The 12,513-nt window shown below is 68.0% G+C and carries 11 protein-coding genes; 4 read left to right on the plus strand and 7 right to left on the minus strand.

The genetic code is table 11. The annotated features are described in order from the left end of the window. Positions 1-42 precede the first annotated feature (42 nt). The 4 genes from NQV17_RS35400 to NQV17_RS35415 form a co-directional block, all read right to left on the minus strand. Positions 43-1,551 (minus strand): NCS1 family nucleobase:cation symporter-1, encoded by a 1,509-nt coding sequence (locus NQV17_RS35400; RefSeq protein WP_257775809.1) that lies wholly within the window; start codon positions 1,549-1,551, stop codon positions 43-45. Between the two features lie 99 nt (positions 1,552-1,650). After that, complete coding sequence (gene preA, locus NQV17_RS35405) at positions 1,651-2,967, minus strand: NAD-dependent dihydropyrimidine dehydrogenase subunit PreA (RefSeq protein WP_124921618.1); 1,317 nt, start codon at positions 2,965-2,967, stop codon at positions 1,651-1,653. A gap of 73 nt (positions 2,968-3,040) precedes the next feature. After that, complete coding sequence (locus tag NQV17_RS35410; RefSeq protein WP_257775810.1) at positions 3,041-4,378, minus strand: NAD(P)-dependent oxidoreductase; 1,338 nt, start codon at positions 4,376-4,378, stop codon at positions 3,041-3,043. A gap of 129 nt (positions 4,379-4,507) precedes the next feature. Continuing rightward, positions 4,508-5,788, minus strand: a complete 1,281-nt coding sequence (locus NQV17_RS35415; RefSeq protein WP_044847208.1) for a Zn-dependent hydrolase — start codon at positions 5,786-5,788, stop codon at positions 4,508-4,510. A gap of 25 nt (positions 5,789-5,813) precedes the next feature. Between NQV17_RS35415 and NQV17_RS35420 the strand changes: the two genes are divergently transcribed. Continuing rightward, on the plus strand, positions 5,814-6,020 hold the full coding sequence (locus NQV17_RS35420; protein WP_257775811.1) for a hypothetical protein: 207 nt from the start codon (positions 5,814-5,816) through the stop codon (positions 6,018-6,020). A 131-nt stretch (positions 6,021-6,151) separates the two neighbouring features. Further along, positions 6,152-6,844, plus strand: a complete 693-nt coding sequence (locus tag NQV17_RS35425; RefSeq protein ID WP_257775812.1) for a TetR/AcrR family transcriptional regulator — start codon at positions 6,152-6,154, stop codon at positions 6,842-6,844. A gap of 120 nt (positions 6,845-6,964) precedes the next feature. Here NQV17_RS35425 and NQV17_RS35430 read toward each other — a convergent pair whose 3' ends face one another. The 3 genes from NQV17_RS35430 to NQV17_RS35440 are packed head-to-tail and all read right to left on the minus strand — an operon-like array spanning position 6,965 to position 10,642. Beyond that, a complete protein-coding gene (locus NQV17_RS35430; protein WP_257775813.1) occupies positions 6,965-8,155 on the minus strand; it encodes an acetyl-CoA C-acetyltransferase in 1,191 nt (396 codons plus the stop codon). An 18-nt stretch (positions 8,156-8,173) separates the two neighbouring features. Further along, on the minus strand, positions 8,174-8,941 hold the full coding sequence (locus NQV17_RS35435) for a 3-hydroxyacyl-CoA dehydrogenase (protein ID WP_257775814.1): 768 nt from the start codon (positions 8,939-8,941) through the stop codon (positions 8,174-8,176). Positions 8,942-8,968: 27 nt separating this feature from the next. Next, complete coding sequence (locus NQV17_RS35440; RefSeq protein WP_257775815.1) at positions 8,969-10,642, minus strand: acyl-CoA synthetase; 1,674 nt, start codon at positions 10,640-10,642, stop codon at positions 8,969-8,971. Positions 10,643-10,777: 135 nt separating this feature from the next. On the opposite strand from NQV17_RS35440, the gene NQV17_RS35445 reads away from it, so the two are divergent. Beyond that, complete coding sequence (locus NQV17_RS35445) at positions 10,778-11,782, plus strand: AraC family transcriptional regulator (protein WP_257775816.1); 1,005 nt, start codon at positions 10,778-10,780, stop codon at positions 11,780-11,782. A gap of 232 nt (positions 11,783-12,014) precedes the next feature. Further along, positions 12,015-12,386, plus strand: a complete 372-nt coding sequence (locus NQV17_RS35450) for a nuclear transport factor 2 family protein (RefSeq protein ID WP_257775817.1) — start codon at positions 12,015-12,017, stop codon at positions 12,384-12,386. Positions 12,387-12,513 lie beyond the last annotated feature (127 nt).

The following is a 12,513-nucleotide window of genomic DNA, read 5'->3' on the forward strand; positions in this document are numbered from 1 at the left end:
TTGCCTCCTCGTTGACTGTCGGGTGCCGCATGCGTTCGCGCATCACGCGTTCGCGATCTGCGCGCGCTGCGCCGCACGCCACTTCATCCAGGTGCCGTACACGCCGGACGCCAGCACGAGGCCGACGAACCACGCATACGTGTAAAGCGTGTTGAAGAACGCCGGCACGTTCGGAAACGACGCCGGGAACGCGGTGTGCAGGAAGCCGGGCAGGTTCGGCAGCACGCCGACTGCGAGCGCCGCCAGTGCGGCCGGGTTCCAGCCGCGCGCATAGCTGAAGTCGCCGCGCTCGTCGAACAGCGCGCGCGTGTCGAGCCGCGTGCCGCGAATCAGGAAGTAGTCGACCATCAGGATGCCCGCGACCGGCCCGAGCAGCGCCGAATAGCCGACGAGCCAGGTGAAGATGTAGCCGTCCGTCGTCGCGAGGATCTTCCACGGCATCATCACGATCGCGATCGTTGCGGTGATCATGCCGCCGGCGCGATACGAGATCGCCTTCGGCCACAGGCTCGAGAAATCGTATGCGGGGCCGACGAGGTTCGCCGCGAGGTTGCAGCACATCGTGTCGAGCGTGAGGATCACGAGCGCGATGCCCACGCCGATGCCGGTCATCCGGCTCGTCAGGTCGATCGGATCCCAGATCGCGTTGCCGTAGATCACGACGGTGGCCGACGTCACGACGACCGACACCACCGACAGCAGCGCCATCGGCAGCGGCAACCCGATCGACTGCCCGATCATCTGGTCGCGCTGCGAATGCGCGAAGCGCGTGAAATCGGGGATGTTCAGTGCGAGCGTCGCCCAGAAGCCGACCATCGCGGTGAGGCCCGGCCAGAACGTCGCCCAGAAGAGTCCCGCCTTCTTGCCGCCCGCGACGAACTGCGACGGCGCCGACAGCATCGAGCCGAAGCCGCCCGCCTGCGACGTCGCCCACCACACGAGCGCGATGCACATCACGACCTTGATCGGCGCGGACCAGCTTTCGAGCCAGCGGATCGAATCGGTGCCGTGCAGGATGAAGTACAGCTGCAGCGCCCAGAACACCAGGAAGCACGCGAGCTGTCCGAACGAGATGCCGACGAGCGGCAGCGCGGCGCCGTGCAGCGCGTTGCCGGTCAGGATGTTCAGCAGCGTGTAGATCGCGCTGCCGCCGAGCCAGGTCTGGATGCCGTACCAGCCGCACGCGACGATCGCGCGCAACAGCGCGGGGAGCTTCGCGCCCTGCGTGCCGAACGACGCACGCACGAGCACCGCGTACGGAATCCCGTGCTTCGCACCCGCATGACCGATCAACAGCATCGGCACGAGCACGATCAGGTTGCCGAGCAACACCGTCAGCACCGCCTGCCACGGCGACATGCCTTCCTGGATCAGTCCGGCCGCGAGCATGTACGACGCGATGTTCATCACCATCCCGACCCACAGCGCCGCGAAGTGATACCAGCGCCAGGTGCGCTGCGCCGCCGTCGTCGGCGCGAGGTCGTCGTTGTACAGGCTGCCGGCCGGCGCCGCGGCGCTGTCGGGTTCGGCGGGAATCGCTGCTGGTTTCATCGAATGCGCTCCACGTAAACGTCGACGCCGGCATCGTGCGATGCCGGCAGAACAGGACACAAGCAGCAGCGCGGGCGATACCGCGCCGCCGGACGTCGGTCAGGCCGCCTTCGCGTGCTTCTCGTGTTTTGCGGGTTCTGCCGGGCTCGCACCCGCATCAGCCCGCGCCGGGTTGTTCGGATGCGTGGTCCAGTTCGCGTAGTCGCCCGCGTCGACCCGCTCCATCGTGATGCATTGCTCGACCGGACACACATGCATGCAAAGATTGCACCCGACGCACGCCGCGTCCACCACTTCGAAATGCCGAACGCCGTCCTTCACGGCGGTGATCGCCTGGTGCGACGTGTCCTCGCATGCGATATGGCACAGCCCGCACTGGATGCAGCGGTCCTGGTCGATGCGCGCCTTGATGTCGTACTTCAGGTTCAGGTATTTCCAGTCGGTGACGTTCGGCACCGCGCGGCCGCGTATGTCGTCGAGCGTCGCGTAGCCCTTCTCGTCCATCCAGTTCGACAGCCCGTCGACGAGATCCGACACGATCCGGAATCCGTAATGCATCGCGGCGGTGCACACCTGCACGCTGCCGGCGCCGAGCACCATGAACTCGGCCGCGTCGCGCCATGACGAAATCCCGCCGATGCCGGAGATCGGCAGGTTCGGCGTCTCCGGGTCGCGCGCGATCTCGGCGACCATGTTCAGCGCGATCGGCTTGACCGCCGGGCCGCAATAGCCGCCATGCGTGCCCTTGCCGTCGACGGTCGGCATCGGCGCCATCTGGTCGAGATCCACCGCGACGATCGAGTTGATCGTGTTGATCAGCGACACGCCGTCCGCGCCGCCCTTGTACGCGGCGCGCGAGCCCATCCGGATGTCGCTGATGTTCGGCGTGAGCTTCACGAGGCACGGCAGCTTCGTGCCTTCCTTGACCCAGCGCGTGACCATCTCGACGTACTCCGGCACCTGGCCGACCGCCGCGCCCATCCCGCGCTCGCTCATCCCGTGCGGGCAGCCGAAGTTCAGCTCGACCGCATCGGCGCCCGTATCCTCGACGAGCGGCAGGATCCATTTCCAGTCGCGCTCGTTGCACGGCACCATCAGCGACACGATCAGCGCGCGGTCGGGCCAGTCGCGCTTCACCTGCGCGATCTCCTTCAGGTTCACGTCGAGCGGCCGGTCGGTGATCAGCTCGATGTTGTTCAGCCCGGCGATCCGCTGGCCGTTCCACTGCACCGCGCCGTAGCGCGAGCTGACGTTGACGACGTGCGGATCGAGCCCGAGCGTCTTCCAGACGACCCCGCCCCAGCCCGCCTCGAATGCGCGGTTGACGTTGTATGCCTTGTCGGTCGGCGGCGCGGAGGCCAGCCAGAACGGATTCGGCGAAGTGATGCCTGCGATGGTGCAGCGAAGGTCGGCCATGTTCGGCTCCGTGTCGGTGAGAGCGTTTATCGTGGTGCGCGCGAGGTCCGCGGTGCAGGTGCGTATCGCGCGCTCACGCGGCCCGGGCGTCGCGCTGCGCGAGCGCCGCGTCGATCGCGGCCGCCGCGCGCTTGCCGTCCTGCACGGCCTGCACCGTCAGGTCGATGCCGCCCGTCGCCGCGCAATCGCCGCCGGCCCACACGTCGGGCAAAGCCGTGCGGCCGTCCGCGTCGACCGCGATGCGCGACCCGTCCTCGGTCAGCAGCGTGGCCGCGACACCGTCCGGCACCAGCGTCTGGCCGATCGCCTTCAGCACCATGTCCGCGTCGACGGTGAAGCGCTCACCCGACGCGGCCTCGAATTCGACGCCCGTCACGTGCCCGTTCGCGCCCGCGATGCGCACCGGTTTTGCGTGCGTGACGAGCGTGACGCCGCTCTTCTGCGCGAATTCGCGTTCGGCCCAGGTCGCGCTCATCGCGTCCACGCCGCGCCGGTACACCATCGTCACGCGCTGCGCGCCGAGCTTGCGGCTCTGCACGGACGCGTCGATCGCCGTGTTGCCGCCGCCGATCACGACCACGCGCCGCCCGACCGGCACGTTCTCCAGCGCGTCGGCCTGGCGCACCTGCTCGATGAAGTCGACCGCGTTCATCACGCCGGTCAATTGCTCGCCGTCGATCGCGAGCGTGCGCACGCCGCCGAGGCCCATCGCGAGAAACACCGCGTCGTGCCGCTCGCGCAGCGCGTCGAGCGTCACGTCGCAGCCGAGCGCGACGCCCGTCTCCAGCGCGATGCCGCCGACCGACAGCAGCCACTCGACTTCGCGCTGCGCGAAATCGTCGACGGTCTTGTACGCGGCGATCCCGTATTCGTTCAGGCCGCCCGCCTTCGGTCGCGCATCGAACAGCGTGACGCGATGCCCGGCGAGCGCGAGCCGGTGCGCGCACGCGAGCCCGGCCGGCCCCGCGCCGACCACCGCGACATGCCGCCCCGTATCGGGCGCACGCGTGAAGCGCACCGCGCCGCTCGCCATCGCCCAGTCGGTCGCGTGGCGCTGCAGCGCGCCGATCGCGACCGGCTGCGCATCCTGGTGATTGCGCACGCACGCGCCTTCGCACAGGATCTCGGTCGGGCACACGCGTGCGCACATCCCGCCGAGCGGATTCGCGGACAGGATGTCGGTCGCCGCGCCCTTCAGATTGCCGTTGCCGATCTTGCGGATGAAGCCCGGGATGTCGATCTGCGTCGGGCAGGCCTGCACGCACGGCGCGTCGTAGCAGTAGTGGCAGCGGCTGGCGGCGGCCGCGGCGGCAGTCGGATCGAGCAGCGGCGCGATATCGGCGAATTCGCACGAGAGTTGCGTGGACGACAGGCGATGCGCGGCGATATCGCCGGTTGGCTGGGTGGTCATACGCGTTCCTTCGACTGAGTGGAGACAAAGCCGTCCCCGCCGGCTGCGAATGCACAGTCGGGGCGGTCATGCTTGGGAATGCCAATGTCACGCAGTGCGCAGCCTGCCGGCCGCGCTATATCCCGTCCGTCATGAAGCCGGCTCGCAGGCACGCGACAGCATCGCGTGCAGCAGCACGTTCGCGCCGGCCTCGATCCACGCAGGCGTCGCGTCCTCGATCTCGTTGTGGCTGATGCCGTCGACGCAGGGTACGAACACCATCGACGTCGGCGCCACCTGAGCCAGGTAGCACGCGTCGTGCCCCGCACCCGACACGATGTCGCGATGCGAGTAGCCGAAGCGCTCGGCCGCGTCGCGCACGGCCGCCACGCAGGCCGGATCGAACGCGACCGGCTCGTAGTAGAAAATCTGCTCGAGCTCGGTTTCGAGCCCGATCTCGCCCGCGATGCGCGCGACGCCGTCGCGCAGCGCGGCGTCCATCTTCGCGAGCACGGCGTCGTCCGGATGACGGAAATCGACGGTGAAGAACACGCGGCCCGGAATCACGTTGCGCGAGTTCGGGTGCACCTGCATCATCCCGACCGTCGCGCAGCCGAACGGCGCGTGATCGAGGCCGATCCGGTTGACGAGATCGACCACGCGCGACGCCCCGAGCAGCGCGTCGCGGCGGCGCGGCATCGGCGTCGGCCCCGCGTGCGCTTCCTGGCCGGTGAACGTGATCTCGTACCAGCGCTGCCCCTGCGCGTCCGTCACGACGCCGATCGTCTTGCACTCGGCCTCGAGAATCGGCCCCTGCTCGATATGCAGCTCGAACGCCGCGTGCAGCTTGCGGCCGCCGCACGGCACGTCGCCCGCGTAGCCGATGCGCGCGAGCTCCTCGCCGATCGTCTTGCCGTCGACGTCCTTGCGCGACAGCCCGTACTCGAGCGTAAACACGCCGGCGAACACGCCCGATGCGACCATCGCCGGCGCGAAGCGCGAGCCTTCCTCGTTGGTCCAGATCACGACCTCGACCGGGTGTTCGGTCTCGATGCCGCGATCGTTCAGCGTGCGAATCACTTCGAGACCGCCGAGCACGCCGTAGATGCCGTCGAAGCGGCCGCCCGTCGGCTGCGAGTCCGCGTGCGACCCGGTGACGACCGGCGCCGCGTCAGCCACGCGGCCCGCGCGGCGCATGAACACGTTGCCCATCGTATCGACCGTCACCGCGCAGCCGGCGGCTTTCGCCCAGCCGACGATCAGGTCGCGGCCGGCCTTGTCGAGATCGGTCAGCGCGAGGCGGCAGACGCCGCCTTTCGGCGTCGCGCCGATCTTCGCGACCTCCATCAGGCTGTCCCACAACCGCCTGCCGTCGACCTTGATCGACGTGTCGAATCCTGCCCGCTTCACTGTTTCCGATACCGTGTCCATTCGTATCGCTCCTGTGGGGTCGGTCATGCCGTCATCCCGGCCGATGCCGGTGCGCGCATTGCTGCCGTCGGGGCAAACCCGCACCTGCGAGGTGCAGATGCGCATCGTTCGCACGATTCGTCCGATCAAACGGCGTCAGGGTTGGCACTACGTTCCGCCGCTCGTCGAATCCTGTCCGATTGGACAGGTTTTAGACGATCAAAATGCGCAGCGCAATGTCTTTCTTGCGTGAATCGATCGAGCGAGAAACGTGCCACCGCATCGCAGCACCGCGCACGCGCCGATGTGTTCGCGCGTGCGTTCGATGCGAACCAGCGGCTAGAATGAAGCCCAACGCGGCATGCATGCCGCGCGAGGGCAACGATGAGACATGACCAGGCGGCCGCCGACACCATCGGCGACGACGAAACGGGCACGCCATTGCGGCGACGCAAGGCACACATCCGCGAGTCCAACGAAGCGCATCTGCTGGCCTGCGCGGAAGCCGTGTTCGCGGAGCGCGGGCTCAACGGCGCGAGCACCGCGATGATCGCCGAGCGTGCGGGCCTGCCGAAGGCGAACCTGCATTACTACTTCCCGACGAAGCTTGCGCTGTACCGCCGTGTGCTCGACGACCTGTTCGAAGACTGGCACCGCGCGGCCGGATCGTTCGAGACCGGCGACGATCCGGTCGAAGCGATCGCCAGCTATGTGCGCGCGAAGATGGATCTGTCGCGACGGCGCCCGCTCGGCTCGAAGGTCTGGGCGAACGAGATCATCCACGGCGCCGCGCACATGCAGGACATCCTGTCGGAACGCGTGAAGCCGTGGTTCGACACGCGCGTGAAAGTGATCGAAGGCTGGATCGCGCGCGGCCTGCTCGCGCCGATCGATCCGCACGCGTTGATGTACCTGATCTGGGCGACCACCCAGCACTATGCGGATTTCGATGCGCAGATCCGCGCGCTGAGCGGCAAGCGTGCGCTCACGCAGAAGGCGTTCGCCGAGACGACCGAGCAGGTCGTGCAGCTCGTGATCCGCGCGTGCGGAGCGGTGTCGCCGAAGGCGAACGCGTAGCGCGATCGCGCGCGCCCCAGAATGCAGAACGGGCGACGGGCACCCTGCCCGCCGCCCGCATCGCGAAACGGCATGCGTGCCGTCTCGCGCGTGACGCGTCAATGCGTTCGCGTTACGCGGCTACGCGACGCGCTCGATCGCGATCGCCGTCGCCTCGCCGCCGCCGATGCACAGCGACGCGACGCCGCGCTTGAGCCCATACGCTTCGAGCGCGGCCAGCAGCGTCACCATCACGCGTGCGCCCGATGCGCCGATCGGATGGCCGAGCGCGCACGCGCCGCCGTGCACGTTAACCTTGTCGTGCGACAGGTCGAGATCGCGCATCGCGGCCATCACGACCACTGCGAAGGCTTCGTTGATCTCGAAGAGGTCGACGTCGCGCAGGTTCCAGCCGGTTTTCTCCGACAGCTTGCGGATCGCGCCGATCGGCGCCGTCGCGAACAGGCCCGGCTTGTTCGCGTAGGTCGAATGCCCGACGATCACCGCCTTCGGCGCGAGGCCGAGGCGGTCCGCTTCCGAGCGGCGCATCATCACGAGCGCGGCCGCACCGTCGGAAATCGACGACGAATTGGCCGCTGTCACCGTGCCGCCTTCGCGAAACGCCGGCTTGAGCGTCGGAATCTTGTCGAGCTTCGCTTTGCCCGGCTGCTCGTCGATCGACACGACGGCTTCCGTCTTGCCGGCCTTCACCGTCACCGGCGCGATCTCCGACACGAAGCGCCCTTCCGCGATCGCGCGCTGCGCGCGCGTCAGCGACGTGATCGCGAATGCATCCTGCTCCTCACGCGTGAATGCGTAGGACTGCGCGCAATCCTCCGCGAACGTGCCCATGAGGCGGCCCTTGTCGTACGCGTCCTCGAGCCCGTCGAGGAACATGTGGTCGAGCACCTGGCCGTGCCCCATGCGCATTCCCGCGCGCGCCTTCGGCAGCAGATACGGCGCATTCGTCATGCTCTCCATCCCGCCCGCGACCGCCACGTCCGCCGATCCGGCCAGCAGCAGGTCGTGCACGAACATCGCGGCTTTCATCCCGGAGCCGCACATCTTGTTGACCGTGGTCGCGCCCGTACCCAGCGGCAAGCCGGCCTTCAGCGCGGCCTGCCGCGCCGGTGCCTGACCCTGGCCGGCCGGCAGCACGCAGCCGAACACGATTTCATCGATGCGCTCCGCGGGCACGTTCGCGCGCTCGAGCGCCGCGCGGATCGCCACCGCGCCGAGCTCGCTCGCGCTGGCCGCGGCCAGGTCGCCCTGAAAACCACCCATCGGCGTGCGTGCCGCGCCGACGATTACGATCGGATCCTGTGTCGTCATGATTGCATTCCTCCAGTGTCAGCGCGGTGCCATGCGCAGCGCGCCATCGAGACGGATGACTTCGCCGTTCAGCATCGTATTCTCGGCGACGTGGCGCACCAGCGCCGCGAATTCTTCGGGGCGGCCGAGCCGCGGCGGGAACGGCACGCTCTTGCCGAGCGCGTCCTGCACGTCCTGCGGCATGCCGGCCATCATCGGCGTCGCGAAGATGCCCGGCGCGATCGTCACCACGCGAATGCCGAACCGCGCGAGTTCGCGCGCGATCGGCAGCGTCATGCCCACCACGCCGCTCTTCGATGCCGCATACGCGGCCTGCCCGATCTGTCCGTCGAACGCCGCGACCGACGCGGTGTTGACGATCACGCCACGCTCGCCTTCCGCGTCGGCGTCCTGTTTCGACATCGCATCCGCCGCCAGCCGGATCATGTTGAACGTGCCGACCAGGTTGATCGATACCGCACGCGCGAAGCGATCGAGCGAATGCGGGCCTTCGCGGCCGACCACCTTCTCGCCCGGTGCGACGCCCGCGCAATTCACGAGCGCATCGATGCGGCCGAACGCGGCGCACGCGGCGGCAACGGCGGCCTGCCCGTCGGCTTCGCTCGTCACGTCGGTCTTCACGAAGCGCGCGGATGTGCCGAGTTCGTGCGCGAGGCTCGCGCCGGCGTCTTCATTGACGTCCAGCAGCACGGCGTTGCCGCCTTCGGCGACCACCATGCGCGCCACCGCGGCACCGAGGCCCGAACCGGCGCCCGTAATCAGAAAAACACGATCCTTGATGTTCATTCGCAGTCCGTAGTCAGTATTCGATAATCAGGATTGAGCGACCTTCTCGGCTTCCATCTTGCGCAGCACGAAGCGCTGGATCTTGCCGCTCGGGGTTTTCGGCAGCGCGTCGACGAACTCGATCGCGCGCGGATAGGCGTGGGCCGACAGCCGCCGCTTCACGTGCTGGCTCAGTTCGTCGGCCAGCGCCGGCGTGCCGTCGAAGCCCTTCGACAACACGACGAACGCCTTGACGATCTCCGTGCGCTCCGGGTCCGGCACGCCGATCACCGCGGCCTCGCTGACGGCCGGATGCTCGATCAACGCGCTTTCCACGTCGAACGGGCCGATCCGGTAGCCGGACGAGGTGATCACGTCGTCCGCGCGGCCGATGAAGCTCACGGTGCCGTCCGGCTCGAGCTCGACGTTGTCGCCGGTCCGGTAGTAGCCGCCCGCGATGGCCGGCGTGTCCTGCTGCCAGTAGCCGGAGAACCACAGCAGCGGCGAGCGCGCGATGTCGATCGCGAGGTTGCCGGGCTCGCCGGGGCCGAGTTCGCGACCGGTGTCGTCGAGCACCGCGACGCGATAGCCGGGCATCGCGAGGCCGGCCGAACCGGCATGGACGACGTGCGCGAGCCCGTGATGGTTGTTTACGACCATGCCGAGCTCGGTCTGGCCGTAGTGATCGTAGATCGGCGCACCGAGCGCCGCGTGGAACCACCGCACGACTTCCGGATTCAGCGGTTCGCCCGCGCTGCTGACGACCCGCAGCTGCCCTCTCAGGCGCGATGCCGCTTCCGTGCCGGCCGCCATCAGCATCCGGTACGCGGTCGGCGAACCGGCGAGGCTCGTGATGCCGAGCCGTTCGATCACGTCGTAGGTGCTGTCGACCGTGAAGCCGCCCTCGTACAGCGTCGTGGCGTGGCCGAGCAGCAGCGGGCCCGTGATCGCGTAGTAGAGGCCGTATGCCCAGCCCGGATCGGCGATGTTCCAGAAACGATCGCCAGCGCGCAGGTCCACCGCGTCGCGCATGTATGCGCCGAACGCGAGCAGCGCGCGCAGCGGCACCGGCACGCCCTTCGGCAGGCCAGTCGTGCCCGACGTCGACATCATCATGAACAGGTCGGTGCCCTTGCGCGGCACCGGTTCGAATAGCGCGGACTGCGCGTCGAGCGTCGCACGGAAATCGATGTCGCGCGCCGGCAGCGCGTCGCCCGCCTCGCGCACCGTCGCGACCCGCGGGCAATCCACGATCTCGTCGAGCTTCGCGCGATTCGCGATGTTGGTGACGACCAGGCGCGCATCGCTCATGCGCAGCCGGTGCTCGATCGCCTTCGGTCCGAACGCGGTGAAGAGCGGCTGATAGACGGCGCCTGCGCGCCACGTGCCGAGGATCGTCGCGACGAGTTCGGGCGTGCGCGGCAACAGGCCGGCGACCACGTCGCCCGGCTTCACGCCCTCCTCGACCAGCAGGTTCGCGACCCGCGCCGACAGCGCCTGCATCTGCGCGAACGTGAAGCTGCGGTGTCGGCCGCCGACGTCGATCCAGTCGAGTGCGATCGCATCCGGATCCGCCGCCGCATGCCGGTCGCAGCATTCGACGCAGGCGTTCAGGCCCTGCTCCAGGTCACCGTGCAGATGTGCTGCGGCGGTCTCGATACGGAAGCCGGCCACGGCGTCGGCGTAGGCCGGCACCACCCGGGCGGTTGCTCCATCACGCATGCGTGTCTCCTGTTCGTTATGACCGCCGGCGAACCGGGGGTATATCGATGATGGTAGTCAGCCGTCACATTGCAATCAATGACAAACAGAATCTAGAATCGTGATCGCTTTTGCCATGTCTGGAGGGCATGAAAAATGGGGCCGCAGATGATCTCGCCGGGTTTCGTCGAGGATGCGCTCGAGAGCCTGCGCCGGCGGCGGATGCCGACCGAGGCCGTGCTGCGTGCCGCCGGCCTGCCGGCCGCCGTGCGCGAGCCCGTCACGCCGCAGCAGTACGGCCGGTTGTGGCTGGCGATCGCCAGCGCGATCGATGACGAATTCTTCGGGCTCGCGGCCCGCCCGATGCGGCGCGGCAGCTTCACGCTGCTGTGCCATGCCGTGCTGCACGCGGGCACGCTCGAGAAGGCGCTGCGGCGTGCGCTGCAGTTCCTGCGTGTCGTGCTCGACGAACCGCACGGCGAGCTCGTGATCGCCGACGGCCAGGCGCAGATCGTCCTCACGCAGGCAGGCGCACCGTATTCGGCGTTCGCTTACCGGACGTTCTGGCTGATCCTGCTCGGCGTCGCCTGCTGGCTGATCGGCCGGCGCATTCCGCTGCAGCGCATCGATTTCGCGTGCCCGAGCCCCGACCAGCGCGGTGACTACCACCAGTTCTTCGGTGTGCCCGTGCATTTCGACCGTCCCGACAGCCGGCTCGCGTTCAACGCCACGTACCTCGCGCTGCCGACGATCCGCTCCGCGCAGGCGCTGAAGACCTTCCTCCGCGGCGCGCCCGGCAACCTGCTCGTGCGCTATCGACACGACACCGGCTGGGTGGCGAAGACGCGCGCACGCCTGAAGGCGCTGCCGGCCAGCGAGTGGCCGGACTTCGACACGCTGGCCGTGCGCCTCGGCACGACGCCCGCGACGCTGCGGCGACGCCTGCGCAGCGAGGGGCAGAGCTTCGCGTCGATCAAGGACGAGCTGCGCGGCGCGCTGGCCCAGTCGCTGCTGCGCGGACACACGCTCAGCGTCGCGGAAATCGCGGCGGAACTCGGTTTTACCGAGCCCAGTGCGTTTCATCGTGCGTTCCGGAAATGGACGGGGACGAGCCCGGGGGCGTTTCGGCGGGAAGTCAACGGGGCGCAGGCGGAGCATTGAATTGGGGCGCGGGCGCCACGCTCGGTGCGAGCGCGCTGACGGGTACGGCCGTCATGCAAGGTATGGAAGAACCGTGTTCCTCTGCTTGAGGAGGCGATTGTTGCTCGTTCGACGGCCATGCAGTCGATTGGGCTGCGAACCCGCAACCACCGTACTCTGTTTGTCGGCACCGCGGCACGCCCGCCGACCATGCGTGGAATCCTGATCCGTCGAACTGATGCGAGGCCCCGACATGGATACCGTTCGTGCAGTCATCGAACCCTATGAAACCGCACTTCGAGCGGCAATGCTCGCCAACGACGTCGACGCACTGGACACGTTGCTGGATGACGAGCTGGTCTTCACCGTTCCGAGTGGACAGGTCGTCTCGAAGCACGACGATCTGACCGCCCATCGCGCGAAACTGCTGCGTCTCGACACACTCGATATTCGGGAAACGCAGGCAAAAGCGATCGGCGAGATGATCCTCACCACGACGAAGGCCATGCTTGCCGGTTGTTTCGGCGGCACCGCATTCAACGGTACGTTCGCCTACACGCGCCTGTGGCGCCGATCGGGCAGCGGCTGGCGTGTCGTCGCAGGACATGGATCGCAGATCGGTTGAACTGCGACATGCCTGCAAATCGACAAACTGCAGGACTCCGGGATTGCGATCTGATCGATCGGCCGTCCTGACATTCACTGAGATCGCGCATTTCTGCGCCGCCAATGCAAAAACCCCCGCCTTTCGA

This window comes from Burkholderia sp. SCN-KJ (genome assembly GCF_024656005.1).
GTDB lineage: Bacteria > Pseudomonadota > Gammaproteobacteria > Burkholderiales > Burkholderiaceae > Burkholderia.

Excerpts from the sequence above, each read along its gene's own strand:
- NQV17_RS35440 (WP_257775815.1), bottom strand. The coding sequence starts at position 10,642 with ATGCGTGATGGAGCAACCGCCCGGGTGGTGCCGGCCTACGCCGACGCC.
- NQV17_RS35410 (WP_257775810.1), bottom strand. The coding sequence starts at position 4,378 with ATGACCACCCAGCCAACCGGCGATATCGCCGCGCATCGCCTGTCGTCC.
- NQV17_RS35435 (WP_257775814.1), bottom strand. The coding sequence starts at position 8,941 with ATGAACATCAAGGATCGTGTTTTTCTGATTACGGGCGCCGGTTCGGGC.
- NQV17_RS35400 (WP_257775809.1), bottom strand. The coding sequence starts at position 1,551 with ATGAAACCAGCAGCGATTCCCGCCGAACCCGACAGCGCCGCGGCGCCG.
- preA (WP_124921618.1), bottom strand. The coding sequence starts at position 2,967 with ATGGCCGACCTTCGCTGCACCATCGCAGGCATCACTTCGCCGAATCCG.
- NQV17_RS35425 (WP_257775812.1), top strand. The coding sequence starts at position 6,152 with ATGAGACATGACCAGGCGGCCGCCGACACCATCGGCGACGACGAAACG.
- NQV17_RS35420 (WP_257775811.1), top strand. The coding sequence starts at position 5,814 with ATGCCGTCATCCCGGCCGATGCCGGTGCGCGCATTGCTGCCGTCGGGG.
- NQV17_RS35450 (WP_257775817.1), top strand. The coding sequence starts at position 12,015 with ATGGATACCGTTCGTGCAGTCATCGAACCCTATGAAACCGCACTTCGA.
- NQV17_RS35415 (WP_044847208.1), bottom strand. The coding sequence starts at position 5,788 with ATGGACACGGTATCGGAAACAGTGAAGCGGGCAGGATTCGACACGTCG.
- NQV17_RS35445 (WP_257775816.1), top strand. The coding sequence starts at position 10,778 with ATGGGGCCGCAGATGATCTCGCCGGGTTTCGTCGAGGATGCGCTCGAG.
- NQV17_RS35430 (WP_257775813.1), bottom strand. The coding sequence starts at position 8,155 with ATGACGACACAGGATCCGATCGTAATCGTCGGCGCGGCACGCACGCCG.